General features: G+C 69.2%; 27 protein-coding genes. 26 read left to right on the top strand and 1 reads right to left on the bottom strand.

The features are described from left to right. Positions 1–320 precede the first annotated feature (320 nt). From ACK4TT_RS14625 to ACK4TT_RS14710, 18 genes are all read left to right on the top strand, one after another. Positions 321–1,019 (top strand): HNH endonuclease, encoded by a 699-nt coding sequence (locus tag ACK4TT_RS14625; protein ID WP_410213278.1) that lies wholly within the window; start codon positions 321–323, stop codon positions 1,017–1,019. After that, positions 1,019–1,420, top strand: a complete 402-nt coding sequence (locus ACK4TT_RS14630; RefSeq protein WP_410213279.1) for a hypothetical protein — start codon at positions 1,019–1,021, stop codon at positions 1,418–1,420. Before ACK4TT_RS14625 ends, ACK4TT_RS14630 begins: the two co-directional genes overlap by 1 nt. Next, positions 1,401–1,802 carry a hypothetical protein gene (locus ACK4TT_RS14635; RefSeq protein WP_410213280.1) on the top strand — a complete coding sequence of 134 codons (402 nt, stop codon included), beginning with the start codon at positions 1,401–1,403 and terminating at the stop codon, positions 1,800–1,802. The genes ACK4TT_RS14630 and ACK4TT_RS14635 overlap by 20 nt, the downstream gene beginning before the upstream one ends. A gap of 52 nt (positions 1,803–1,854) precedes the next feature. Further along, positions 1,855–3,555 carry a terminase large subunit gene (locus tag ACK4TT_RS14640; RefSeq protein ID WP_410213281.1) on the top strand — a complete coding sequence of 567 codons (1,701 nt, stop codon included), beginning with the start codon at positions 1,855–1,857 and terminating at the stop codon, positions 3,553–3,555. Continuing rightward, the gene (locus ACK4TT_RS14645; protein WP_410213282.1) at positions 3,555–4,985 is read left to right on the top strand and encodes a phage portal protein; all 1,431 of its coding nucleotides are present in this window, start codon (positions 3,555–3,557) and stop codon (positions 4,983–4,985) included. The genes ACK4TT_RS14640 and ACK4TT_RS14645 overlap by 1 nt, the downstream gene beginning before the upstream one ends. Before the next feature lie 35 nt (positions 4,986–5,020). Beyond that, positions 5,021–5,971: an HK97 family phage prohead protease gene (locus ACK4TT_RS14650; RefSeq protein ID WP_410213283.1), complete on the top strand. Its 951-nt coding sequence runs from the start codon at positions 5,021–5,023 to the stop codon at positions 5,969–5,971. A gap of 91 nt (positions 5,972–6,062) precedes the next feature. Continuing rightward, positions 6,063–7,418, top strand: a complete 1,356-nt coding sequence (locus ACK4TT_RS14655) for a phage major capsid protein (RefSeq protein WP_410213284.1) — start codon at positions 6,063–6,065, stop codon at positions 7,416–7,418. Between the two features lie 76 nt (positions 7,419–7,494). Then, entirely contained in the window at positions 7,495–7,872 is a 378-nt protein-coding gene (locus ACK4TT_RS14660; RefSeq protein WP_410213285.1) for a hypothetical protein, read from the top strand. Between the two features lie 97 nt (positions 7,873–7,969). Further along, positions 7,970–8,593 carry a hypothetical protein gene (locus ACK4TT_RS14665; protein WP_410213286.1) on the top strand — a complete coding sequence of 208 codons (624 nt, stop codon included), beginning with the start codon at positions 7,970–7,972 and terminating at the stop codon, positions 8,591–8,593. Further along, positions 8,593–9,195 carry a hypothetical protein gene (locus ACK4TT_RS14670; protein ID WP_410213287.1) on the top strand — a complete coding sequence of 201 codons (603 nt, stop codon included), beginning with the start codon at positions 8,593–8,595 and terminating at the stop codon, positions 9,193–9,195. Before ACK4TT_RS14665 ends, ACK4TT_RS14670 begins: the two co-directional genes overlap by 1 nt. Beyond that, a complete protein-coding gene (locus ACK4TT_RS14675; protein WP_410213288.1) occupies positions 9,195–10,073 on the top strand; it encodes a hypothetical protein in 879 nt (292 codons plus the stop codon). Before ACK4TT_RS14670 ends, ACK4TT_RS14675 begins: the two co-directional genes overlap by 1 nt. Beyond that, positions 10,070–10,723: a class I SAM-dependent methyltransferase gene (locus ACK4TT_RS14680; protein ID WP_410213289.1), complete on the top strand. Its 654-nt coding sequence runs from the start codon at positions 10,070–10,072 to the stop codon at positions 10,721–10,723. The genes ACK4TT_RS14675 and ACK4TT_RS14680 overlap by 4 nt, the downstream gene beginning before the upstream one ends. 416 nt (positions 10,724–11,139) lie before the next feature. Next, a complete protein-coding gene (locus ACK4TT_RS14685) occupies positions 11,140–11,439 on the top strand; it encodes a hypothetical protein (protein WP_410213290.1) in 300 nt (99 codons plus the stop codon). 27 nt (positions 11,440–11,466) lie between these two features. Next, the gene (locus ACK4TT_RS14690) at positions 11,467–11,742 is read left to right on the top strand and encodes a hypothetical protein (protein ID WP_410213291.1); all 276 of its coding nucleotides are present in this window, start codon (positions 11,467–11,469) and stop codon (positions 11,740–11,742) included. Positions 11,743–11,744: 2 nt separating this feature from the next. Further along, entirely contained in the window at positions 11,745–12,089 is a 345-nt protein-coding gene (locus ACK4TT_RS14695) for a head-tail adaptor protein (RefSeq protein ID WP_410213292.1), read from the top strand. Further along, positions 12,082–12,486: a DUF3168 domain-containing protein gene (locus ACK4TT_RS14700; protein WP_410213293.1), complete on the top strand. Its 405-nt coding sequence runs from the start codon at positions 12,082–12,084 to the stop codon at positions 12,484–12,486. The genes ACK4TT_RS14695 and ACK4TT_RS14700 overlap by 8 nt, the downstream gene beginning before the upstream one ends. 64 nt (positions 12,487–12,550) lie before the next feature. Then, on the top strand, positions 12,551–12,988 hold the full coding sequence (locus ACK4TT_RS14705) for a phage tail tube protein (protein WP_410213294.1): 438 nt from the start codon (positions 12,551–12,553) through the stop codon (positions 12,986–12,988). Further along, a complete protein-coding gene (locus tag ACK4TT_RS14710; protein ID WP_410213295.1) occupies positions 12,988–13,539 on the top strand; it encodes a GTA-gp10 family protein in 552 nt (183 codons plus the stop codon). The genes ACK4TT_RS14705 and ACK4TT_RS14710 overlap by 1 nt, the downstream gene beginning before the upstream one ends. A gap of 69 nt (positions 13,540–13,608) precedes the next feature. On the opposite strand, the gene ACK4TT_RS14715 is transcribed toward ACK4TT_RS14710, so the two are convergent. After that, positions 13,609–13,881 (bottom strand): hypothetical protein, encoded by a 273-nt coding sequence (locus tag ACK4TT_RS14715; RefSeq protein WP_410213296.1) that lies wholly within the window; start codon positions 13,879–13,881, stop codon positions 13,609–13,611. 63 nt (positions 13,882–13,944) lie between these two features. On the opposite strand from ACK4TT_RS14715, the gene ACK4TT_RS14720 reads away from it, so the two are divergent. Genes ACK4TT_RS14720 through ACK4TT_RS14755 form a run of 8 tightly spaced genes read left to right on the top strand, consistent with a single transcriptional unit; the run spans position 13,945 to position 25,284 of the window. Continuing rightward, a complete protein-coding gene (locus tag ACK4TT_RS14720) occupies positions 13,945–14,424 on the top strand; it encodes an HK97 gp10 family phage protein (protein WP_410213297.1) in 480 nt (159 codons plus the stop codon). Between the two features lie 2 nt (positions 14,425–14,426). Continuing rightward, complete coding sequence (locus ACK4TT_RS14725; RefSeq protein WP_410213298.1) at positions 14,427–17,165, top strand: hypothetical protein; 2,739 nt, start codon at positions 14,427–14,429, stop codon at positions 17,163–17,165. Then, on the top strand, positions 17,165–17,728 hold the full coding sequence (locus ACK4TT_RS14730) for a hypothetical protein (RefSeq protein WP_410213299.1): 564 nt from the start codon (positions 17,165–17,167) through the stop codon (positions 17,726–17,728). Before ACK4TT_RS14725 ends, ACK4TT_RS14730 begins: the two co-directional genes overlap by 1 nt. Further along, positions 17,728–18,372 carry a hypothetical protein gene (locus tag ACK4TT_RS14735; RefSeq protein WP_410213300.1) on the top strand — a complete coding sequence of 215 codons (645 nt, stop codon included), beginning with the start codon at positions 17,728–17,730 and terminating at the stop codon, positions 18,370–18,372. The genes ACK4TT_RS14730 and ACK4TT_RS14735 overlap by 1 nt, the downstream gene beginning before the upstream one ends. 13 nt (positions 18,373–18,385) lie before the next feature. Then, positions 18,386–18,817, top strand: coding sequence for a DUF6950 family protein (locus tag ACK4TT_RS14740; protein WP_410213301.1), 432 nt, complete (start codon positions 18,386–18,388; stop codon positions 18,815–18,817). Beyond that, positions 18,810–22,055 (top strand): hypothetical protein, encoded by a 3,246-nt coding sequence (locus tag ACK4TT_RS14745; protein ID WP_410213302.1) that lies wholly within the window; start codon positions 18,810–18,812, stop codon positions 22,053–22,055. Before ACK4TT_RS14740 ends, ACK4TT_RS14745 begins: the two co-directional genes overlap by 8 nt. 27 nt (positions 22,056–22,082) lie before the next feature. Continuing rightward, on the top strand, positions 22,083–24,746 hold the full coding sequence (locus ACK4TT_RS14750) for a discoidin domain-containing protein (protein WP_410213303.1): 2,664 nt from the start codon (positions 22,083–22,085) through the stop codon (positions 24,744–24,746). A 13-nt stretch (positions 24,747–24,759) separates the two neighbouring features. Continuing rightward, positions 24,760–25,284, top strand: a complete 525-nt coding sequence (locus ACK4TT_RS14755) for a hypothetical protein (protein WP_410213304.1) — start codon at positions 24,760–24,762, stop codon at positions 25,282–25,284. Positions 25,285–25,540 lie beyond the last annotated feature (256 nt).

The following is a 25,540-nucleotide window of genomic DNA, read 5'->3' on the forward strand; positions in this document are numbered from 1 at the left end:
GCCACACCTGACGCCATGCCGTGAAACCAGACCGCGAGCGCGGGGGCGAAACCCATCACGGTGCGGTCCCGCCCCGGTAGGTTCCGATCAGCACGCGGAGCCGAACGGCGGGCCGGCAAGGGCGACCGCAGCACCCACGCACCGTGAACCCTCACAACCGCGAGCCCCCTGGACCGGAGGGCAGACACCCACCCTGCGAGCCCCCGGAGCGACCGAGGGGGTAGGGGGGTCCGGTTAAGGGAGGGGTCGGAAGCGCCGGGACCGCGGCCCCCATCAAATCTCTAGCGCGTAGGATAAAAAAAGTTGGGCGGAGGCGCTAGGTGATTGCAGAGACGGCCATCGCCGCAAGGTGCGACACCTGCGGCATAGACTTCATCAGACCGGGTGGCCGGGGTCGCCCGCGGCGGTTTTGCTCAGGCTGTCGGCCTTCCTTCTACAAGGGCCACCCGAGACCAGGCCCGCGAGCGCCGCAGCCCAAGAAGCCCCGGAAGGCCTACCGAGACCGTCGGGAGGCGGCGCGGGCCGCCCAGCGGGATCGGGCGACCTGCCGCCACTGCGCGCAGAAGATCGAAGGTCGGCTGCGAGCGTTCTGCGACAGCGATTGTCGCGCCGCTTGGCGGTCAGAAACGCAGCACCCCAAGCCATCGCCGCGCGCCTGTCCCGAATGCGCGGGGCTGTTCCAGCCGGGCTGGGCCCAGCAGCGTTACTGTTCGCCGGCCTGCCAGACGACGCACAGCGACCGCATCAGGCGCTCCAGACGGCGCGCCGCCGAGCGGGAGGCGGCCGAGCGAATCGACCCCTTCGAAGTCTTCGACCACGACGGCTGGCGCTGCCAGGAGTGCGGCGCTGACACCCCGAGAGCCTTGCGGGGCACGCTCGACACGCGAGCGCCGGAGCTGGACCACATCATTCCGCTGGCGCGAGGCGGTCAGCACGTCCGGTCCAACGTCCGCTGTCTCTGCAGGGGCTGCAACATGCGCAAGGGCGCGAGCCTTCCTGATCTGGCCACAGCAGCCTGATGCCCGAGATCTTCCGCGCTACCCCGAAGACGGGTCGGATCCTGAAGAGCGCCCGGGAGAAGCGAACCTCGCCCCGAGCCCGCGGCTACGACCCGAAGTGGGACCGCCGATCAGCCGCCTATCGCCGGGCGAACCCGTTCTGTGCGGTCTGCCTCGAAGAAGATCGGCTCGTCGCTGCCGCGGTGGTCGACCACAAGTTCCCGGTCCAGGACGGCGGCGACGTCCACTGCGACGACGACGGTCTCTGGGGGCTCTGCCTCCTGCACCACGGCTGGAAGGCCCGTCTCGAGGACTTCGCTCGGCGCACCGGTCAGCTCGACCTGATCGTTCGGTGGTGCGACGAGCCCGAGACCAGGCCGCAGCTCAGGGGTGATATCCACCATGGCCCAGGCCCGACGTAGGGAAGCGGCCGGTCCGGCCCAGGTCGGAGGCGGCGATCCGAAGGTGGTGGCGCATCCGGGCTTCCGCGAAATCCCCCGCTGCCTCTTCACGCTGCGGAGCGAGGAGGCCCAGGGCGAGTACGACACGCTGGCCCGGCTGCTCTTCGACGCCGGCCGGCTGACCGCCGGAGCCCACCGGACCCTCAGCAGCTACGCCATGCAGTTCGACGCCATCACGGTAGCGGCGGCCGAGGGCAAGCAGGTCCGGGGCTCCTGGTTCGCGAACCTCGACAAGGCGAGGAGTCAGCTTGGCCTCGACGACCTCGACAAGCCGATCGCTGCGCCCGCCAAGGCGCCGACCAACCGCTACGCGCGCGTCGGTTTCGCGCACCGTCGCCGATAGGCGGTTCAAGCCCGTCGAGATCGAGGGCGAGCGCTATCCGGACTACGTCGGGATGGCGGTCTGGTACTGCGAGGAGGTCGTGGCCGGCCGTGTCCCGGCTTGTCGCTACGAGGTCCTGGCCTGCGAGCGGTTCCTGCGGATGCGTCGCGAGGCGATGGCAGGAGGCCCGGTCACCTGGTCTGACGCCCACGTCATCGACGCCTGCGCCTTCATCGAGAAGCTGCCCCACATCAAGGCGTTCACCGGCACGATTGTGCTGGAGCCGGTGCAGTGCTGGTGGATGGCCGCGATCTTCGGTTTCCGTGAGCGCGGGACAGGCCTGCGCTGGGTTCGCAACGTCCGGCTCTGGGTCCCCAGGAAGAACGCCAAGACGAGCCTGAGCGTCGGGATCACGCTCTTCTGCACCAACTTCGAGGGGGAGCCCGGCGCCGAGGCCGTGATCAGCGCCGGTTCGGAGGCTCAGGCCGGCATCCCGTTCGGCGCGATCCGCAAGACGCTGGAGATCGACGAGGAACTGGCCGAGGTCATAGGCGCGCACTGCACCCGCGACGAAGCCAACTTCGAGAAGACCGGCGGCGTCATCAAGCTGGCCCACAGCCGGGCCAAGAACCTCGACGGCCTCAACCCCCACGTCCTGCTGCAGGAAGAGCTGCACGCCCAGGACCAGGCCGTGATCGGCGTGCTGAAAACCGCCCAGGGCGCGCGCCAAGCCCCGCTCGATCTCGGGATCAGCACCGCCGGGCGCGACATCAATTCCGCGGCCTATGACGACTGGAAAGCCTGCGTCGCCGTCCTGGAGGGTCGGCTCAAAGCCCCGCGCCAGTTCGTGGCCATGTACGCCGGCGAGGACGAGGAGAAGGCCCGGGCCTTCGATCTCACGACGGTGGAGCGGCTCAACCCCCTCTGGGGCGTCTCGCTCAACCCCGTGGCGATCGAGGAAGAGATCGCCGAGGCCCGCAAGTCTGAGGCGAAGCGGCAGGAGTATCTGCGCACCCGCCTCAACATCTGGTCCAGGGCGGCGGGCAACCTGATCAGCGTCGAGGCCTGGGAGCGGTGCGGCGATCCCGCCCTGACCCTGGACGCCCTGAAGGGCTACCCCCTTTTCGTCGGGATCGACTTGGCCAGCCGGTCCGACCTCAACACCGCCCAGTACCTCAGCTCAGTCGAGGGCTGCGCCTACCTGACCGGCGACTACTGGCTCTGTGAAGAAGCCGAGCGCCTCAAGGACGACAGGTTCGCCGACGACTTCCTGGCCTGGGCCGAACAGGGCTGGCTGGAGCTGACCCCCGGAAGCTTCATCGACTACAAGGTCATCCTGAAGCGAATCCTGGCCCGGCTGGAAGGGCACAAGGTCATCGGCGTCGGCCTCGACGACTACCAGGCCAACCTGATGGCGAAGGAGATCGAGGAGGCCGGATACGCGGTCTTCATCGTCCGCAAGAACGCCCGGAGCCTGACGCCCAGCACCGAGGACATCATCGCCAGGGTCAACGACCCGGCACTGTTCCAGCACGACGGCAACCCGCTCTCGGCCTGGTGCGCCGGCAACGTCGTCGGGCACTGGGACGCCAACGACAACGTCCTGCCGAAGAAGGAGCGCAAGGGCTCGAAGGCCAACATCGACGGCTTCGACGGCCTCGTGATCGCCAACGCCCTGCGGCTCGACCACGAAGCCGGCGTCCTCGGTCAATCCGAGCGGGAGCGCCAGCGCGTCAACCCCTACCTCGAACGCGGTCTCGCCGGAGGGTCCTGATGTCGGAAGAGCTCTGGGACATCTATGGCGGCGTCTCGGCGAAGGCCGAGGGCGAGATCGTGGGCTCGACCACGGACTACAGCCTGCCGGCCAACCTGTTCGGCCAGGAATACCAGTGGACCGAGCTCGGGATCGATCCCTCGTACCTGAGCTTCCGCAACGCCTCGGACGCCGTGGGGCTGGGCCTCGCGATCCAGTGCGCGTCGGTCAAGGCCCGGGACATCGCCAAGGCCGAGATGCTGCTCTGGCGGCGCGGCAGCGGCCGGTCCTGGAGCATCGTCGAGCCCCGCGAGCACTGGTTCGCCAAGATGCTGGCCCGCCGCCCGAACGGTCTTCACTCCTGGACCGAGTTCTGGCGGATGGTCGTTCTCCATCTGGAGGTCGCGCAGAACGCCTACGTGATCAAGCGGATCACGCGGGACGGGACCGTCACCGAGCTCCTGCCCTGGATGCCGGGCCGGACCCGCCAGCGCGTCGGGGCCGACGGCCGGCTCTACTACGAGTTCGCGGCCTATACGGAATACGAACGCGCGACGCTGGGCCGGACCGTCGAAATCCTGCCCGCCGACCGCGTGATCCACCTCCGGGGCCGGCTCTGGGACGGTCTCAGCGGCCTCTCCAACGCCGTGCTGGGCAACCCGATCTTCGAGCTTCTCGGCGCGATCAACCGCTACCAGACCAACCTCTTCGGCAACGACGGCCAGCAGCAGCTCGTCTTCGAGACCGACAGCGCGTTCAAGGGCGAGCAGGCCGACGCGGCGTTCAGCCGGCTGAAGAACCAGCTCGCGGAACGGACCCGCAAGATGCGGAGCCGGGGCGATCCCCTGCTGCTCGAAGCCGGGCTCAAGGCCAAGGCGGTCTCGATGAGCTCCAACGACGCCCTGACCACGGCGGCCTTCAACCAGCAGGTCCTCAGGGTCTGCGGCCTCATGGAGGTCCCGCCGTCCAAGATCTACGCCCTGGAGAGCATCAAGTACGACAACCAGGCCGCGCTGAACCTCCAGTACGTCGCCGACTGCCTGATCCCGATCACGCGGAACATCGGCGAGAAGTTCCGCAACGCCCTGCTGCCCGAGGACGAGTGGGAGACCTATTCGCCGGAGCACGACGAGACCGAGCTCCTGCAGGGTGATCCGGCCAGCATGGGCAAGCTGATCGATGCCGGCCTGAAGAACGGGGCGCTGGAGATCAACGAAGCCAGGGTCCGGTACTTCGGCGTCAACCCGATCCCCGGCGGCGACGTCCGCATGGTCCCGGTCAACATGGCCCTGGTCGATCGCGACGGCCGCGTCGTCCAGGCCGCGACGGGCCAGGCCGCGCCGGACCAGAACGAACCCCAGGAGCCCGAGGACGAGGCTCCTGCCCCCAACGATGACGACGAGACCGACGGCGCGGCCAAGGGCCAGCCGCTCCGGCTCGTCGCCGGCTGACGCCGGTCTCCCCTCAGACCAGAAGGAAGTTCCCGATGCCCCAGACCATCGTGAGCGTGGACGAGTTCATCTCGACCCAGAAGGGCGCGGTGAAGGACGGCGGGATCGTCCTCAAGGCGTTCAAGTCGCCATCGTCCTGGGACCCGGAGAAGCGCACCGCGCGCTTCACCCTCTCGGCCCAGACCGAGGACCGGGACCGCGACATCATCATGCAAGACGGGCTGAGGACCGAGGAGTTCGCCAAGAATCCCGTGGCCCTGATGTTCCACAACGGCCGGTCCTGGCCCATCGGTCAGTGGAGCGACGTCACCAAGCTCCTGACCGGCAGGCCGAAGCGCACCGAGGCGACCCTGAACCTCATGGCCGAAGGCGAGGAGCCCGACGCCGACCGGGCCGCGCGGCACATCGCGGCCGGCACGCTGCGGACCTGCAGCATCGGCTTCATCCCCATCGACGTCCGGCGCCGGGAAATCCCCGAGGATAAGCGCGACACCTACTGGTATCCGGGCTACGAGATCATCGAGGCCGAGCTGGTCGAGGCCAGCATCGTGCCGGTCCCGAGCCTGCGCGAGGCGCTGGTCAAGGCCGCGGGCGCCCAGGGCGATGACGACTTCATCGCCGCCCGCGAGGTCATCGAACAGGTCCTCGACACCTGGGCGCGCCACCCCGAGACCGGGCTCATGATCCCCAGGGCCGAGTTCGAGACGGCGTGGAAGTCCGCGACGGGCAACCGAACCGTCGTGACCAAGGAAACCCCGGAGCCGGTCGAAGTGGCTGAGGCTCCCGAGACCCCGGCGCCCGGCCTCTTCGACCAGGTCAAGGCCTTCATCGCCAAGGCGCTGGGCAAGACCGTCGAGGAGATCGAGGCCCCGGCCGAGCCGGAACAGCCCGAGGCGCCGCCGCCGGCTGACGCCGCCGCCAAGGAAGCCGCCGCCGCCCGAGCCGCCGCCGTCGAGGAACGGCTGGCCGGGAAGCTCGCGGCCTAACGAGTTCGGCCCGCAGCCGGAGCCCCAGCAGGGGCGCAAACCCCGAGGGCGCGCTGCGGGAGCCGCCCTCATTTCCGCAAAGGAGACCAGGATGGACCTGGAACAACTGCGCGCCCTGCTGCGTGAGAAGCTGGGCGCCCTCGCTGCCATCAAGGCCAAGGCCATGGCGGCGGAAAGCACGGCCGACGAGGTCGAGGCCCTCGAAGACGCTCTCAACGAAATCGAGGGCATCGAGAAGAAGATCGACCTCGCCCAGAAGGCCGAGGCCGCCGCGGCGAAGGCCTCGAAGCCTGCCGACGAACGGGCCCAAGACGGCCAGGAGCGGCCCGGCGAGAAGGCCGATCCGGCGCCGGTGATCAAGCTGGAGCTGGGCCAGAAGCTCTCCCTGACCGCCGCCGCGATCATCAAGGCCGGCAAGGACGCCAGTCCTAGGCAGGTCCTCGATGTCCTGGACAAGGCCGGCTATGGGGCCTTCGCGAAGGAGCTGCGCCAGAAGGCGCCGCAGGGCTACGTGAACACCGGCGAGAGCACGGAAGGCGGGATCCTGGTTCCGACCGCGCTCGAGGGCGGCATCCTGCCGCTGCTGCGTGCGCAGTCGACCTTCCTCTCGGCCGACCCGCTGCGTGTCAGGCTCGTCGCCGGCAAGTTCAAGCAGCCGCGCGGCGCCACGGGCGCGACGGCGTCGTACATCGGGGAAGGTGCGCTGAAGCCGGTCAGCACCCCGACGTTCGACGCGATCGACATGGCGGCGAAGAAGCTCGCCGGCATCGTCCCGCTGACCAACGAGGCCAAGAAGTGGACCGTGGGCGACATCGAGGGCTACGTCCGCGATGACCTCCGGAACGCCCTGGCCCTGACCATGGACCTCAACGCCTATCTGGGGACCGGCGCGGGCGCGGCCCCCACCGGCATCCTGAACAAGGCCGGCGTCCAGACCGTCGTGGGCGTTTTCGCCAACCCCAAGGCGCCGACGCTGGCCGAGCTCGACGCCTTCGCCTCGGCGATGACGCTGAAGCTCACCAGCGCGAACATCTACTCGAACCCGAAGTGGCGGTGGCTCATGTCCTACCGCACGCTGGAGTATCTGCGGAACATCCGCATCGGCAGCAACGACGGCGACCTGGCCTTCCCGTCGCTGCAGGGCGCGAACCCGGTCTGGAAGGGTTTCCCGGTCCTGGTCACCAACCAGGTGCCGGAGAACCTCGGCACCGGCACCGACCAGTCGCTCATCGCGCTGGTCGACTTCTCGCACGTCCTGTTCGGCGAGGAGGAGGGCATCATCATGAAGATGTCCGACCAGGCGACGCTCGACGTCGGCGCCGGCGAGCTGCTGCACCTCTTCCAGCAGAACATGTTCGCGATCCTGGCCGAGAGCGAGCACGACTTCGGCCTCCGCTACGCCAAGGCGGTGGTCAAGGCGACCGGCATTCGCTGGGGCGCTCCGTAAGGGGCCGTTCTGAACCAGCAGACCTGAGGCCCTCGGCTCCGGCCGGGGGCCTTTCTGCCCGACAAGGATCACCGACATGAAGCTCAGCCAATTCCAGGCGCTGGCCGCCGCGAACCCCCATGGCCTGGTGGCCATGCGCGTCGTCGAGGCCTTCACGCCTTACGCCGAGGGCGACATCGCGGGCTTCCAGCCCGACGAGGCCCTCAAGCTCTTCATCAGCGGCCACATCGCCATGCTCGACGGCGTCGAGGCGCCGCCTCCGGCCGATGACGACGAGGCCTCAGGCGGCGGGCCCGAAACCGAGACCGTGGACATCCCCGAAGACTGGAAGGATCGCCACTACCTGTCCCGCCGGGCGCTCGCGGCCAAGATCGCCGGCCGCCCCGTCGAGAAGGAAGAGGCCGATGGCGTCATCGAAGCCGAAGTCGCCCGCCGCGCCGCCGCCGCGGCCTGAGCCCAGGCCGGCGGACAAGGACCTGCAGCGATACGCCGACCGGCAGTGCAGGCCCGCGCCTGCCGGCCGGCCCGGCTACCAGACCAAGGGGTGATCGATGGACCTCCGGCTTCTATCCGAACCGCTGACCAGGGCGCAGAAGCTGGAGGTCGTCACCGTGGCTGAGGTCAAGCGCGACCTCAGGATCCGGCACACCCGAGACGACGAGACGATCGCCGACGACATCGAGGTCGCCTACGACTATCTGGCTGGGCCCGAGGGCTGGCTGAACGGCTGTTCTCTCCTCGAAGAGGACTGGGAACTCTACCTTCCGTCCGGCGTCGGGCCCCTGTTCGAGATCCCGATGCGCCCCCTGGTCGGAGCCACACTGACCAGCTTCGACTACCTGGTCGACGACGCCTATGTCGCCATCGACCCCGACCGCTACTTCGTGACGGACGTCAGGGGCAGCTTCGCCCAGGTCTCGGCCGTGGCCGGCAGGCCGTGGCCGTACGTGGGCGCCTGGCACGCCAGGGCCTATCGGCTCCGCTTCACCTCCGGCTTCGGCACGACGAAGGCCGCGATCCCGAGCCCGATCCGTAAGGGCATCAGGCTCCTGGCCGGGCACTACAACAAGGCCCGCGAGGCCAGCTCGGACGAGGCCAAGGCGCCGGGGCAGGAGATCATCTACGGTCTGAGATCGCTCTGCGGTCGCTACAGGATCAGCCCGGACCATAGCTGATGCGGCCGGCGTGGTTCCCGGACTGGACCGGGGAGACGGCGGTAGTTGTGGCCTCGGGGCCCAGCGCCGCTGAAGCCGATCTCCGGGGCTGTCCGGGCCGGGCCAGGGTCATAGCGGTCAACGAGAGCTGGCGGCTCCATCGGGGCGCTGATGTGCTCTATGCCTGCGATCCTGGCTGGTGGGTGTATCGCCACGGCGTGCCGGAGTTCGAGGGGCTCAGGATCACGGCCGACGCCGGCGCGGCCGAGCACTTCGGGATCAGCCACGTCGCGCTGCAGGAAGGCCAGCACCGGATCCTGACCGAGCCCGGCCAAATCGGCGACGGCGGCAACTCAGGCTTCCAGGCCGTGAACCTCGCCGTGCAGTTCGGGGCGAGACGCATCGTGTTGGTCGGGTTCGACTACCGCGGCGACCACTGGCACGGCCGGCACGGCGGCAATCTCGCGAACCCTGGCGCCAACCAGCTCGCGGTCTGGTCCCAGCGGCTGGACGCCGAGGCCGCGCGTCTCCGGAGCCTTGGCCTTGAGGTCTTCAACACCTCGCCGACCTCGGCGCTCCGGGCCTATCCGCTACGCGACCTCGCCTCAGCCCTGGAGCCTTGATGCGCCCCCTATACGTAGACGGCATGAAGGGGCTGGGCGACAACATCTACCAGCGCCCGTTCGTCAGGGCCGCGGCGCAGCGTCACGAGGTCTACCTGGCCACGCCCTGGCCGCAGCTCTACGCCGACCTGCCGCTGCGTTTCTGCCGCACCCACACCCACCTCAGGACCCAGGCCCGGAACGAGGATCGGCTGCCGGCCGCGACCTGGAGCAAGCCGCCGCTGGGCTGCGACGCCGTTACGCTGTCCTATGGCCGCGACGAGTTGGCTAGGGGGTCGATAGTCCAAGCCATCGAGGCCGCACTTCCCCTCGGGGATCAGCCCTTCGTCTTCAACCTCCCGGCGCCGGGACCTTGCGCCCTGAAGTCCAGGAAGCCTGTTGCGGTGATCCGTCCGGCGACGATCCGGGCCGAATGGCGCAACGAGGCCCGCAATCCAGACCCCAAGCACCTGGCCGAGATCGCGGCTGATCTCCGGCGCACCCATCACGTCGTTCTCGTCGCTGATCTCAGGTCCGACGCCGAATGGCTGGACGGCGAGCCGCCGCCATACGACGAGGCCTTTGTGGCCGGCGAGTTCTCGGTCCAGCAGCTCCTGGCCCTGATCGCGACGGCCGATGTCGTCGTCGGCGGTGTCGGCTGGATCGTGCCGGCGGCCATCGCGCTCCAGACCAGGGCCTTCATCGTGCTCGGCGGCCAGGGCGGCCACAACGCGCCGGAGAAGATCACAGACCCGCGCATGGACCTCTCCCGGATCGGCTGGGCCCGGCCGGCCGCCTACTGCCGCTGCACCGACATGCTCCACCGCTGCGACAAGGAGATCCCGGACCTCATGGACCAGTGGAAGGCCTTCGCGACCGCCCAGGGGATCGAGCGATGAACCCCGTCCTGGAACGGCTCAGCGCCGGTCGCCTGACCTGGCTCCCGGAGGAGGGCTGCGGCTACTACGAGTGCAAGGCCCCAGAGGTCTACGACCAGGCCTATTTTGACCGCTACGCCGCACAGGCCGACACCGTCACCGGGCGCGCGCTGATGACGGCGCGCGCCGATCTGGTCCGGCGCTACGCCGGCCCCGACCCCATGGCGATCGGGCGCCTGGTCGACGTCGGGATCGGATCAGGCGCCTTCGTCGAGCTGATGGCGGCGCAGGGCGTCAACGCCCTCGGCTACGACGTCAACCCTGCCGGCGTGGCCTGGCTGGAGGCGCGTGAGGCCTACGTCGACCTCTATCGGCAGGGGCCGTGGGAAACGGTCACCTTCTGGGACGCGCTCGAGCACATCCGCGAGCCCGACAAGGCCCTGGCCCGCTGCGCCGGCTGGGCATTCGTCGCGCTGCCGATCTTCCGCGACTGCGCCCACGTCCTGGCCTCCAAGCACTACAGAAAGACTGAGCACTATTGGTATTTCGAGCGTAGGGGGTTTGTGCGCTTCGCAGAGTCTTGTGGTATGAAGGTAGTCGATATTGTAGCTACTGAAACAGCCCTTGGTCGGGAAGAAATCGAGACCTTTGTGCTCAGACGGAAAGCTTGAAAAAGTCGCCCTACATTACATGCGCAACATGCGGTGCCCGCGAGGAGTGGCGTAACGGCGCTCACAGGTTCTGTCGGGCATGCCGCGCTGAGAGGCTGAGGTCATACAAGCGCAAGCTGGAGTTCGACCGCAGGCGGGCAGTTGGAATGCGGGTGCGCGGAAGCACCATAGTCTGCGCTCGATGTGGGCGAGAGATCGAGAAGACGGGCGTCAACCAGCGCTATTGCACTCCATGTGCTGCGGAGCAGATCCGAGAGGACCGCCGGGCGGCCGCCGCCAGGATGCGCGCGAGGCAGTCGCCCGAGCAGCTCGAAGCCCGGCGAGTGTATCGCCGCGAGCTCTATCGGCGACTGAAGGACGATCCGGCCGCCGTGACTGCGAACAGGGTGCGAGCGAGCGTGAGGCAGTGTCTTAGGTTGGCTGCCGCTAGGGCGGGGCGACCGGGCCCAGCGCCGAGAAATGGCCGGCGCACCTTCGAGGCGCTGGGCTACAGCGTCGAGGAGTTGGTCGCCCACATCGAGCGCCAGTTCCTGCCCGGAATGGGCTGGAAGAACGTGAACGAGTGGCACATCGACCATATCCGGCCCCTATCGTCGTTCGACATCCGAGAGCTCGGCGACGCCGAGTTCAGGGCGGCTTGGGCGCTCACAAACCTTCGGCCCATCTGGTCGGCGCTCAACCTGGCGAAGGGCGCGAAGCTCCAGTTCCTTCTGTAGGTCACCATGATCAGAGGAGAGCCGCCGATGTGGGTCAAGATCATCCGCGACCGCGACTACACCCCGCCGGACAACCGGCGTGTCACCGTCGCCTACAAGGCCGGGTGGGAGGGGCCGATCAAGCGCGCCTGGGGCCTTGCCCTCGTCGGCGACGGCGACGCCACGGAGATCGAGGCCCCGCCGCGCCCGGCCGAGCCGACGCCCGAAACCAACCGGGACGCCGACGGGGACGGCCACGACGACAGGACCGGCGAGTTCGTCGCCGGCAACACCGCCGCCCGCCGCCGGCGCGCCAAGGCCTGACCATGTCGGGCGCCGGCGGTCTCCGGAACACGGTCACGTTCCAGCGCAGGGCCCTGGACGCCAACGGCGACCGTCTCGGCCCCTGGGAGAACGTCTGGACCGACGTGCCGGCGGACTTGGTCTGGCTTCGCGGCTCCGAGACCGCCGTCGACGCCCGCCTCCAGGGCCGCCAGCCCGTCGTGATCCGGGTCCGTGAGGACGAGGTCCTGGACCAGATGCCGACGAACGGCTGGCAGGCCGTGAACGCCGACAACACCGCCCAGGTCTTCGACATCAAGTCCGTGGCGCCTGACCGGGAGCGCGGCTTCGTCTCGATCATGGCCGAGTGGGAGCCGAAGAATGCCTAGCCCGGCCGAGCCGTTCCGCGCCGCCGAGGAGGCCGCGCTTCGGGCCAGCACCGCCCTCCTGACCGCGATGGGCGGCGACCGGGTCCGCTACTACACAGCGGTTCCGGCCAACACCGCGCCGCCCTACGTCGTCGGTGGCATCCACGAGATCGCGGACGACAGCGGCGGCTGCGGGCGAGACCACACGATTGTTGCGACGCTGCGGTGGTTCGGAACCGACGCCGATCAGGTCCGCCGCATGGGCGACGCCATCATCGACGCGCTGTTCGTCGAGCTGCCGATCACGGGTCACGAGACTGTCCTGGTCGAGATGGAGACGCCGGAGGCCTACCGCACCGAGCCCGACGGCTCGTCCAGCGGTCTCGTCGGCTTCCGCTACGAGACGTCCGCGCTCTAGCGCGGCCGCACGCCTGAACCCGGCCTTGGGCAAGCCGATCCCCCAACCTGAATAGGAGAACGCCATGGGCGCTGTCTCTGGGTTGAAGCTGCTGCTCAAGATGGGAGACGGCGCTTCGCCCGAACAATTCACCGCGGCCTGCTCGATCACGGCGAAGACCGTGAACTTCGAGGGCCAGGAGAACACCTTCGACATCCCGGACTGCAACGATCCGGAGGCGATCTCCTGGCTCGTGTCCGAGATGGCCTCCAAGCGCGTGACCATCGAGGGCTCCGGGACGCTGAACAGTCCCGACTTCGACAGCTTCTTCGACTGGTGGGACGGCGGCCAGGACAAAAACTGCAAGGTCATCCTGGACGTGCCGGCCGTCGACGGCGGACGCATCCTCTCCGGCGCCTTCAAGCTCCCGAGCTTCCAGCTCACGGGCAACCGGGGCGAGAAGGCCAACGTCTCGATCTCCGTGGCCTCGTCCGGCCCGGTCACCAAGACGAACAACACCTGATGAGCGGGACCGGGGAAACCCGCGAGGACTTCGCCGGGGAGGAGCGGGACTTCCGCATCCGCCTCGGCGAGATCCGTCGCATCGAGGAGAAGTCCGGCGACGGCATCTTCGCTGTTGTCGGCCGCCTGTCCCGCGCCGTCCTGCTGACCCAGCAGCTTCCTGGCGTCCAGGCCTTCGCCGCGCCCGGCATGGACGTCCGGGCCGACGATGTCCGGACCGTGATCTATGAGGGCCTGGTCGGCGGCGGCACGCCGGCCCCGGAGGCCACGAAGCTGGTCCGCACCGAGATCGATGACCGGGGTCTGCGCGGGCTCATCGACAATCTGCCGGTGGCGTTGGCTGTCCTGTGGGCGTCGCAGCAGGCGCCGAAGGATGATGCGCCGGGGGAGCCCCAAGCGGGGGAGAGCCCCGCGACCCCCGAGAACGTCTCGACTTCCGAGAGCTCTACGGGCTCGGGGCGGTCCTCGGCTACACGCCGCGCGAAGTCGACGATCTCACGCCCTGGGAGTTCTTCGTCGCCGTCGACGGCTGGCGGAAGGCCAACGTCGTAGAGGACGCGCCGCCGCCGCCCAGCGACGCCGAGCACGACGCGCTGCTGGAAAAGTACCGGGACGTCTAGGTCAATACTGCTCGCTCAGGATCCTCTCGGCCGCCGCCTTGCGCTCCGGAGCCGAGAGCCGGTCGAGGATCAGGGCCAGCCAGCCTGAGATGAACAGGCCGGCGCCGATGACCCCGAAGAGCAGGCGCTGGTTCATCAGGTCGGCATTGGCGACGAGCCCGTCTGGGAACCCGTCGATGACAGCCGCGGGGCTCTCCACCGCGACGCTCATCACAAACGCCCAACCGATCAGGGCCAGGCCGGCGGCCAGTAGAGCAAATCCCAGAGCCTTCATCGCGCACCTCCCGCGGGGCGCGAGACTAGCGCCGGTTCCGGCGTTCTCCAAACGGAGGGCCCGATGCCCAAGGCCAAGATGGTCAACCTCGACCGCGTCCTGGCCAGGATCCGGGCACTGCCGCCGGCGCTGACCGAGGCTCTTGAGGATCAGCTCGACACCGAAGCCCGGGACCTCGCGGCGGCGGTGAAGCGGGCGGCGCCGGTGGGCGAGACCGGAAAGCTCAGGGACTCCGTCCGCGTAGAACAGGGCGACCACCCGCTCAGCCAGGCCGTGGTAGTCGGCGACACGCCGGAGACGAGGAAGAAGATCCGAAAGGGTGTCCGAGACGCCGACTTCGAGGCCGCCCGCCTGACCGGCGGAAACAAGGGCGAATACGACTACCCGTTCGGCGTCGAGTTCGGCCACCGGGCGCCAGACGGGACGCACGTCCCCGCCCAGCCCTTCCTCTTCCCGACCTACCGTGCCCGCAAGAAGGCCATGCGCCGACGGCTTAAGGCCCGGGCCCGCAAGGTCATCCGCAAGCACTTTCCCAAGGGGTGACGATGGCGACCGACCGCGAAGCCCTGCTGCTGCAGCTCAGCGCCGATGTCCGTTCCCTGCAGAGGTCGTGGGACCGGGCAGCCGGCATCGTCGACGACGGGTCCAAGCGCATGGAGCGCCGGGCCGGGGCGCTGGTGAACAACATCGAGCGCCAACTCGGGGGCATCAAGCTGCCCAAGAGCCTGGCCCGCGACTACGAACGCCTCGGCCATGACATCGGCGTCGGGCTGGTCAGGACCTCTCAGGCCGCGCAGCTCGCCCTGGCCGGCATCTCGGCCTACGCGATCAAGCTTGCGGCCGATGCGGCTGAGATCGAGAGCGCATTCGACGTCGCGTTCAAGGGGTCGGCCCAGGATGCGCGCGCGTTCGCCGATGTCCTCGCCGACCGGGTCGGCCGTGACGCCGTGGAGCTGCGGGAGAAGATGACCCGCCTCCAGCTCGTGCTGACCGGAACCGGTGTCGCGGCCGAGCAGGCGTCCGAGATGGTCAAGCGCCTGACCGAAGCCGGGGTCGATGCGGGCTCGCTGTTCAACACCTCTGACGCTGAGGCCCTGCAGAAGATCATCTCCGGCCTGACCGGCGAGGCCGAGCCCCTGAAGGCGTTCGGCGTCGTGATCAACGAGGCGGCGGTCAAGGCCGAGCTCCTGCGTCTCGGCTTCAAGGGCAATGCGGAGCAGGCTTCCGAGGCCGCGAAGTCGATCGCTCGCGCCAACCTGATCATCAAGGGCTTGGCCGTGGCCCAGGGCGACGCCACGCGCACGGCCGACAGCGCGGCAAACAAGGCCCGGGCGATGCGGGCCGAGTTCAACAAGGCCGCCCGCGAGCTCGGCGAGCAGCTCCTGCCGGCCTTCATCGCGGCCACCGGCGCGGCCACCGACATGCTCCGGGCCTTCAACGACATGCCCGACGGCACAAAGGTCGCGGGCATCGCCATCCTGGCCTTCATCGCGGCCGGCGGGCCCATAGCGGGCCTGATCGCGAACCTGGCCCGGGTGATCAAGCTCGCGAAGGATACCCGAGCGGCCATCGCGGCGATCGGGACCGCCAACGCCGCGGCTGGAGCCGGGACGGCGGCGGGCGCTGCCGCGGGTGCCGGGGCAGGCGCTGGGCTCACGGCGGCGCTGGCGGCAGGAAATGTCGTGGCTCCGCTCGCCGGTTTCGCCGCCCTCGGCGCATCGACCTTCAATGCTGGTCAGTACCGGAAGGCCCTCGCGGATCTCGACAAGGCCGACATGGCCGCCCTCGATGCCGCGAAGGAGTATGCACAGCGCAACATCGCGGACCTGCAGAAGCGGCCTGAGGCGAACCGGCCGGGCCGCACCAACGAGCTCCTGACCAAGTTCCAGAACGAGCTGGCCCGGATTGAGGCCGTGGCCGCGGCGAAGGCGCTGGCGCAGCCCTTCGCGGGCCAGGTCGGTGGCGAGGACACGCCCACGACCCCGGTCGGCGGCTTCACCCTGAGCGGCGACCAGCTCACGCCCACCGGCGACCCCAAGGGCAAGAAGGGCCCGCGCGACGTCAACGACGAGAAGCGGGCCCAGATCGCGGCCCAGATCGCCGCCGCCGAGGCCGACGTCCTGCGGGCCAAGCTGGACCTCGCGGTCAACGCCCAGGACCGCGCGGTGCTGGAAAAGGATCTCATCGGCAGGATTGAGGCCGTTGAGGACGCCAGGCTGCAGGGGCAGATCGAGGCGCTCGACGATCAGCAGGGCATGAACGAGGTCGAGAAGGATCGGGCCAGAAAGGCGCTTGAGGCCCTGCGGCTGAAGAACCAGGAAATCGCGGACCTTCAACGGCAGGCCGTCGACCGCGAGACCGCCGACCGGCTCGCGCGGGAACGGCTCGAACTGGACCTCGCGGACCTCGACACCCAAGCCGAGCTGACGGCGTTGGCGTCCAGCATGGCCCGCACGGCAGCGGAACGGCGGGACCTCGAGCTCAAGCTCCTGGACCTCGCCGACCAGCGCTTCAGGGCCGAGCAGGAAGCGATCATCGCCTCCGGGACCGCGTCCGACGCCGCCAAGGAGCTGGCGCGACAGCGGCTCGAAGACATGGCGAGGACGCGGCCGGCCCGTGAGGCGCTGGTCCTCGACCAGACCGCCGGGCCAGTTGAGGCCTTCGTCAAGGCCAACGCCAGCGCGAAACAGCTCGGCGAGACGATGGAGGGCAGCTTCGTTCGTGGTCTCGATGCCCTGGCGAACGGCCTCGGCGAGGCTGCGCTGAGCCTCAACTCGTTCGGGAGCCTGGTGAAGAACACCTTCCGACAGCTCCTGGCGGACTTCATCGCGGGGCAGGCGCGCAAGGGCTTCGCCGATCTGGCAGGCGCCGCGCTGAGCGCATTGGGCGGTTTCAAGCTGCCGGGGTCCAGCAGCGCCCCCTACGTCAGCGACCTCGACAGGGTCTATGGCCTCCCGGGCTTCGCCTCCGGCACCGACAGCGCTCCCGGCGGCTGGGCCAGGATCAACGAGCGCGGCCCCGAAGGACTGGCCTTCCTGCCACCCGGCACGAAGGTCATCCCGAACGATGTCCTCCGGGCGCTGTCGCGGATGAGCATCCAGCCCGCCCAGCCGGCCAGCGCCACGGTGCGCATGAGCCTCAACCTCGAGGGCGCGAACGGCGACGAGACGATCAAGCGGATCGCCTACCAGGCCGCCTTCGAGGGCGCGGCGGCGGCGCGGTCCCTGGCCGTGCAGGACGCCCAGGTCCTTCAGGCCCGCAAGGCTAGAGGAGCGATCTACTGATGGCCTACGTCCTGCTCCCCGAGCTGCCCCGCCAGGCCAGGGTCCGCCAACGGGTCCTGCGGTTCGGGACCGACCTCAACCCGGTCCTCGGCGGCCCAACGCAGCGCCTGTCCAGGCTCGGCGCCAGGTTCGCCATCGAGGTCACGCTGCCGCCGCTGGACCTGCCCTGCGCCCGGGCCTGGCTGGCGGCGCGAGCCAAGGCCGAGGCCGAGGGGCTGAATGTCCGTCTCGTCATGCCCCAGCTCGGCGACGGGGCGGCGCTCACCGGCCGGACCGTCGTCAGCGGCGCCGGGGCGACGATGACGGTCGACAACGCCACAGGCATCGAGCCCGGCATGCTGTTCTCGTTCGTCGATGCGGTTCCGAACCACGCCTACCTCCATCAGGTCACGGCGGTTTCCGGCTCCGACCTCAGCGTCGCGCCGCTCCTGCGGGTCAATCCCGCTGGCTTCCCGCTCCGGTTCGATGCGCCACGGGTCCAGGGCTTCCTCGACGAGCTCGCCTGGGACCTGGAGCGGCTGCGCTTCGTCGGCCAGACCTTCACCCTGACCGAGAGCCGCTGATGACTGGTCTCTCGCCCGGACATGATGCGGCACTGAAGCAAGACAGCGCTCTGGTCTTCACCGCCGTCGAGATCGTGCTGCCCTCCTACACGCTCCGGCTCCTCGACGGGTCCGCTGAAGTCGGCTTCGACAGCCGTCTGTTCGTCGGCGAGGACCCGACGTATGGCGTCCTCGGCATGGTCGGGGAGTTCGAGGACGGCGGCGAGGCCCAGTCGCCGACCCTGCGGCTCACCGTTCTGCCGCCGACGAACGCCGCTGCGGCGACGCTGGCCAGCGTCGCGGCCCAGGGCTCGCTGGTCACGATCTGGGACGGGGCCATCGATCCCGTGACCGGATCCGTCATCGACGAGCCCGATCCCTGGTTCGTCGGCGAAATCGACGTCCCGCGCTGGCAGGCCGGGGAGGGTGGCCGCTTCGTCGAGCTCGAATGTGTCGCCGCCTGGGAGCGGTTCCTCAGGGATGACGAAGGCGCGCGCCTCACCGACGCCTTCCACCAATGGGTATGGCCCGGCGAGTTGGGCTTGAGCTTCGTCACCGACGTCCAGCGCCAGCTTCCCTGGGGTGCGGACCTGCCCCGGCCCGCCGTGATCCGCGACATTCCGCCGGCCAGCGGTGGCGGTGGAAACCGGGTCCAGCGCCTCTAATCCGAGGATCGTCATGCACGCCATGATCCGCCGGCGCGACGCCGCGCAGGCCGCTGTCGCACGTTTCCGCGACGCCCGCTTCGCCTGGGGCGTCAACGACTGCGCCAGGCTCGCGGCCTTCACCCTCCGCAAGCTCGGCTACCGGCCGCCGATGCCCCGGGCCGGCTCCTATAGGACCCTGCTGGCGGCGAGGAAAGCCCTGAAGGCAGCGGGCTTCGCCGATCTCCCCGACGCCCTCGACGCGCTGGCCCTGCCGCGTCTGACCCTCGCCTATGCGCTTCCCGGCGATGTCGTCGCCGTGCCCGGCGAGGAGGGCCTGACCGCGCTGTGGATCAGCGTCGGCAACGGCCGGGTCCTGGGCTGGCATCAGGACAGCGAGCTCTGCTCGATCATCCAGCCGACCTTCGCTGAAGCCGTGGTCTGGAGGGCCGACCCCCGTGGGTAAGGCGTTGCGCACCGCCGGGGCCATCGTGGCCGGCGCGGCCCTGATCATCGCGACCGGAGGTACCGCCGCGCTGGTGGCCGGCGGCGCCTCGCTCGGAGCTGCCGCGGCCTACATGGGATCGGCGGCCACCCTCGGCCTCAGCACCTCGGCTTGGATCACGGCCGGGACGATCCTGAGCGGGATCGGTGGCGCGCTGTCCAAGCCTCAGGTCGGCGACATCGGCAAGGGCTCGCAGATCGACTGGAAGGCCGACACCAGGGCGGGCATCCCATACGTGGTCGGCGAGACCGGGACGGCCGGTCAGATCGTCTTCGCCAACACGGCTGAGCCCAAGAACCACCTCCTCGCCTACCTCACGGTCCACAGTCTCGGCCCCATCGACGGGATCGTCGGCTTCAGGGCCAACGGCAGTGCGGTGACCTTCAGTGGCGACAACGCCGTCGAGGCCCCGTACCACGACATGATGTGGGAACGCCGGCAGCTCGGCGAGCTCACGTCAGCGCCCTTCATGCCCCCGGCGGTCACGCCCGGGACCGGCATGCCGGAATGGACCGAGGCCCACCGGCTGACCGGGCTGGCGGCCCAGTGGTGGGTGCTGGCCTACGACAAGAACGCCAAGACCTATCCGACCGGGACGCCAAAGCCCCTCACGATCCTGCGCGGGGTCAAGGTCTACGACCCCAGGCAGGACAGCACCTATCCGGGAGGGTCCGGCGCCTGTCGGGCCGGCCAGGAGGGGACCTACGTCTACTCCGAGAACCCCTTCCTCCACGCCCTGACGTTCCTGATCGGGCGGTTCCAGAACGGCAAGCGCGTCATCGGCCTCGGCGCCCCGGTGGGTCTCATCGACGTCCCGGCCTTCGTCGAGGGCGCGAACGTCGCCGACACCAACGGCTGGAAGATCGGCGGCGTCGTCTACTCCACGGACCGCAAGTGGGAGGTCTTCAAGGCCATGCTGCAGGCCGGCGGCGGCTGGCCGCTGTCCCTGGGCGCGAAGATCAGTTGCGGCGTCCTGGCCCCGAAGGTCAGCCTGGACACGATCACGGGCGCAGACATCGTTGGTCCAGCCGACATCACGGGCGCTCAGTCGAAGCGCAACCGCTACAACGCCGTGATCCCGACCTACCGCTCGGCGGATCACGACTACGAGCTGGTTCCGGCCGAGCCCATCGAGGTCTCGACCTACGTGGCGGAAGACGACGGCGTCCTCCACACGATGACGCCGGAGTTTCCGCTGGTCCCCGACGTCGACCAAGCCGCGGAGCTCGGGGTCTACGGTGTCGCGAACAGCCGCGAGTTCGGGCCGGTCGTTCTGCCCTGCAAGCCCCGCTGGCGTGGTTTCCGGCCCGGCGACTGCATCACGGTCGATGAGCCCGACCTCGGCCTCAACGGTCAGAAGATGCTGATCGTGAACCGGCGGCGCGACTGGGCCTCGGGGATCGTGACGCTCACGATGGTGAGCGAGACCGACGCCAAGCACCCCTTCGCGCTGGGCAAGACCGGGACGGCGCCGCCGACGCCAGGCCTGACCGGTGTCGACGGCTCCTACATCCCGACGCCGGACCCCGGGACCTGGGCGGCCGTCGGCGCGGTGCTGGCCGGCCCCGACGGGTCGCTCCCGGTGATCAAGGTCAGCGGCGCGGCGGATGCGGCCCTGATCTCAGCCATCATCGTCGAGTACCGGGAACGCCTGACCGAAGGCCCGCCGCCGACCTGGGGACCGTGGGTCACGCGGGAGTATCCGCCGACCACGACCGAGATCCTGATCACGGACGTCAAGCCCGGGGCGACCTACCAGGTCAGGATCCGCTACCGGAACACCCACGGGGCCGAGGACCCGGACAACAACCAGGACCTCGGCTCGGTCCAGCCCGGCGCGATGGTGGCCTCAGCCGTCATCGGCGCGACGGCGGCCGACATCGTGGCCTCGATCCTGCTGGGCGAACAGCTCAACGCCGCCGTGGACCAGATCGCTGCCTCGGTGATGCAGCGGGCCGTGGAGCAGTGGGCCAAGGTCCAAGACGTGGTCCGGCAGAACAACTGGATCAACGGCGTTCCCAGCGTCGACTACACGAAGGAGCACATCGAATATCTCTGGATCCTGGGCGACTTCGACATCGACGCCGGGTCCTACGTGATGAACCAGGCCCGGGTCCACGTCGAGCCTGGGCAGACCTTCGCCGAGTACACCACGGCCCAGCAGTCCGTCATGGACGGCAAGATCGCGGCCTACGACGAGACGATCAGCACCGAGATCGCCCAGGGCGTGGTGGCGGCGACGCGGACCACGGCGCTCGGCGTCTGGGCCGGCGACAACGGCTCGCTCGTGCTCGACCACGCCAACGTCAAGTGGACGTCGAGCGAAACCCTCGGCGAATACATCGAGGGCGTCCGGTCGCAGATCGGGACCGACCTCGCGAGCTACGACAGCTCGATCAAGACCTGGGTGAACGGGTCCAGTGCGGGGGCGAGCTGGATCGCGAACCTGGAGGCGAGCTTCGGCGGCGACTTCCACGGCCAGATCGTGAGCTACACGTCCCTGACGAGCGCCCTGGGCGCCAAGTACGGCGTCACCCTGGACGTCAACGGCTACGTCACCGGGTTCCAGATCAACAACAGCGGCTCGCCGGCGTCGTCGGCCTTCGTGATCCTGGCCAGCAACTTCGCCTTGGCCACGCCCGGCCAGGGCACGGCCTATCCGTTCGCGGTCGAGGGCGGCTATGCCAAGTTCGCCAACCCGGTGACCATCGGGGCCGGGACCAAGAAGGTGGTCCTGGGTCCGGGTTTCGGGGCAAGCGGCGACCTGGTGTTCTGGTTCGGGCCTAGCTCGACGGCCATCGGGGCGATGACCAAGACGAACGGGCACTGGGCCTGGGCCACGGACGGCAAGACCTACTACGGCAGTGCTGAACTGGGGACCGGCGCCTCCACGGCGCTGAGCCTCAGCCTCCCGGCGCCGCAGACCTCGACCACGTCCCTCTCGATCACGGCCACGCCGCTGAACGGGACCGGCCCCTACACCTACCGGTGGACCGTCAACGGGCCGGACAGCAGCCTGCAGTCGTTGGGGATCACGGTCACCGGCATCTCCGGCGCGGGCACGGCCACCCTGACCGTGACGGTGAGCGGATCGCCGCCGCCCGGCGAGTTCGGGCGCGTCATGCTGACCGTCTTCGCCGAGGACAGCAGCGGGCTTTCAGTGACCCGCAGCGCGGCCCTGCGCTTCAACGGCCCGTAGCGGCCGGCTCCACTCCAAGGAACCCCGATGAGCGAACTCACCGACCTCCTGGCGGCGGTTCAACTGCTGCTGACGCGTGCGGAGACGATCCTCGACGACGTCGAGGTCTTGCGCGTGCCCAAGTACGTGGTGGACACCGTCGGCGACCTGGCCGCGCTGACGCCGGACCCGGGCGACAGCGCCGTGGTCACGACCGGGCCGAGCGCGGGTCATCTCTTCGTCTACATCGAGGCGGTCTGGCAGGACCTCGGGGAGTTTAAGGGCGACCCCGGCGCTGACGGCAAGACGATCCGCAACGGGTCCGGCGCGCCGCTGGACGCCCAGGGCGTGGACGGCGACTTCTACATCGACACGACGAACGACCGGTTCTACGGGCCGAAATCCGCCGGGGCCTGGCCCGGGACGTTCGTGAGCCTGATCGGCCCCCAGGGCGATGCGGGCTGGTCGCCGGTGCTGGCCGAGGTGGCGGACGGCGCGCGGCGCGTCCACCAGGTCGCTGACTGGATCGGCGGCGCGGGGACGAAGCCTGCGGTCGGTCAGTTTCTCGGCCCGCTGGGCTTCGTGGCGACGGCGGCCGAGGCCACCGACATCCGGGGGCCGCAGGGCCTTCAAGGCGACCAGGGCCCGGCCGGCACGATCACGGTGGGGTCGGTGACGGCCTCGGCGCCTGGTTCCACGCCCGCCGTCACGAACTCCGGCACGCCGGAAGCAGCGGTCCTCGACTTCGTGCTGCCGCGTGGCGACCCCGGCCCGACCGGCGCCATCGGCCCGTCCGCGTCGTTGATCTACGACTTCTCCACCTCGACGGTCGACGGTGATCCGGGCACGGGGCAGATCAGGTTCAACAACGCCGACCTGGCGCTGGTGACCGAGATCTATCTCAGCGTCGCGGAAACCAGCGGCGTGGACGTCTCGGGCTACATCGACGCCTGGGATGACGCCGACAACGCCGTGAAGGGCGCGATCCTCGTCCGCCAGGTCACCAACGCCGGGCGGATGGCGCTCTACAACGTCACCTCGGTTACCGCGGCGACCGGCTACCGGAAACTGGCCGTCGCGCTCGCGGACGGTGGCGACGCACCCTTCACCGCCGGTGGCGTGCCCGTGGCGGTGGCGTTCTTCAGGTCGGGCGACAAGGGCGCGGACGGCCTCGGAACCGGCGATGTGGTTGGCCCGGCCGGGGCGACGGCCAACGCGCTGGCGAGGTTCGACGGGGCGACCGGGAAGCTGCTGAAGGAAGCCACCGGGATCGACGGCGCCGAGATCACGACCGGCGTCATCGACCCGGCCCGCCTGCCGGCCATCGCGATCAACGACGTCTTCACCGTGGCGGACGAGACCGCCATGCTGGCGCTGACCGCCGAGAAGGGTGACGTCGCGATCCGGGAGGACGTCAGCCGGACCTACATCCTTTCCACCAACAGCCCGTCCACGCTGGCGGACTGGAAGCTGCTGCCGGTTCCGACCGACCTCGTGCTGTCGGTGGCTGGCCTGACCGGCGCGATCAGCGCCAGCAGCCTCAGGACGGCGCTGGGCCTCGTGATCGGGACCGACGTCCAGGCCTACAGCGCGATCCTTGCCGCCCTGGCCGGGCAGTCGCCGTCGGCCGGCCAGGCCGCCTATTTCACCGGCGCGAGCGCCATGGCCCTGGCCAACACGACCTCCTACGGGCGCTCGCTCTGGGGCGCGGCCGACGCCGCCGCCGCCCAGGCCCTGATTGGCGCAGCGGCGGCCACCGACCTGCTGCGCGACATGACGCGGGTGTTCCTGGCCCTGGCCGAGCTGAAGGCCAACCAGATGGGCGCCCCGAACGGCGTCGCCGACGACTTTTCCGACACCGATGGGGTCGATGCGGCGGGCTCGGCGGGGGAAGCGTACAACGCCGGGTCGAAGTTGTACGACGTTATCGTGAACCCGCCGACCGCCGTGGCGTTCACGATGACCGCGAACAATGCGCCTTCCGGCTACCTGGCGGCGGCGTCCAGCACGTACGGCACGCGGGCGGCGTACAAGGCCTTCGACGGGCAGACGACAGGCAACGAGAACCGCTGGCAGACCAACGCCGTGTCGACGGGGACGTTGGACATCACGCTACCTTCAGCGATCAACTGTGCAGGGTATCAGCTCGGCGCGCCAGATAGCGGCACGACTAGCGAAATGCCGAAGTCGTGGACGTTCGAGGGCTGGAACGGTTCGACGTGGGTCGTGCTGGACACGCAGACGAACGTCGCCGGGTTCACCGCTAACGAACTTCGGACCTTCAACCTCCCCGCGCCCGTATCCTACAGCCGCTTCCGCCTGAACATCACTGCGACCCAGGGCGGCGGCTACCTGACGGTTCAGGAAATGAAGATCCTGGAGGCCGCCGCGCCGGTCGCCATAGATCTTCGCTCGGCGGCCTACTCCGCGCTGGCCGCGCCGACCCGAGCCCATCTGATCGCGGCGGTGAAGGCGAACACCTCCTTCACCCTCAACACCAACCTCAAGGGCTACGTCAGCCGTGACGGCGGGACGACCTGGACCCAGGTCACGCTGGTGGCGCGCGAGGCGCTGACCGGGGGTTTCACGATGTACGAGGCGCTCGACGTGGACATCAGCGCACAGCCCTCGGGGACCTCGATGAAGTGGCGGGTCGAGGGTTCGGCGGGCTTCTCCTGGCAAATTTCCGCCGCCGGTCTGTTCTGGAACTGATGGAGCCTAACCCATGACCCCTCGCACGATCGGCAACGCCCGCCTCGCCGCCCAAGCCCTGACGCTGGCGGAGAAGGCCGCGCTGAAGCGCGCCGCGGCCGAGGCCTACTACAACCAGGTCCGGCAGACCCCGATGACCTGGGACTTCGGCCAGATCGAGGCGCTGGATGACGACGGCGTCTCGGCGGGCGCGGCCGGTGTCCAGACCCTGCAGATGCGGGACGATCCCTACAACGGCCAGGACGATCTCAAGAACTGGCTGAGCGTCGGCGCCGGGGCGATCACGGCGCTGCTCGGGTCCGCCCCGACGACGCTCCAGCCGCTGAAGACCACGGCCAACGTCTGGGTTCAGACCACGGCGGCCCAGGCCCTGACCGTGCTGGTCACTGGGGATGGCGTGCAGCTCTCGGCCCTTCAGCGGGGCTACGTCATGCTCCAGACCTTCGGCGCGATCAAGAAGGCCATCGCCGACGCCCTGGAGGCCGAGGACGAGCAGGCCCTGGACGCGATCGACGTGACGGCCGGCTATCCGGCCTAACCGCGCCCAGACCCCTCAGGGCATGAAGTCGAAGGACTTGGTCTCGTACCCAGGCCGGAGAGGCCCCCACACCCGCGCCTGATAGGCGGACCCCGGCGGCAGACGGTGCTGCCGGGCGAGGGCGTCCGCCACGCGATCTTCGAGGGTGGAAGCCGGATCGGCCGGCACCACAACCGGACTGGGGCTCTCGGCCCCAGCCAACACGGCGAGATAGAACGGTTGCTCTATGAAACCTATGGTGTCTCAGGTTCGTCCG

The sequence above is a fragment of the Phenylobacterium sp. genome (assembly GCF_046463815.1).
In the GTDB taxonomy this organism is placed as follows: domain Bacteria; phylum Pseudomonadota; class Alphaproteobacteria; order Caulobacterales; family Caulobacteraceae; genus Phenylobacterium.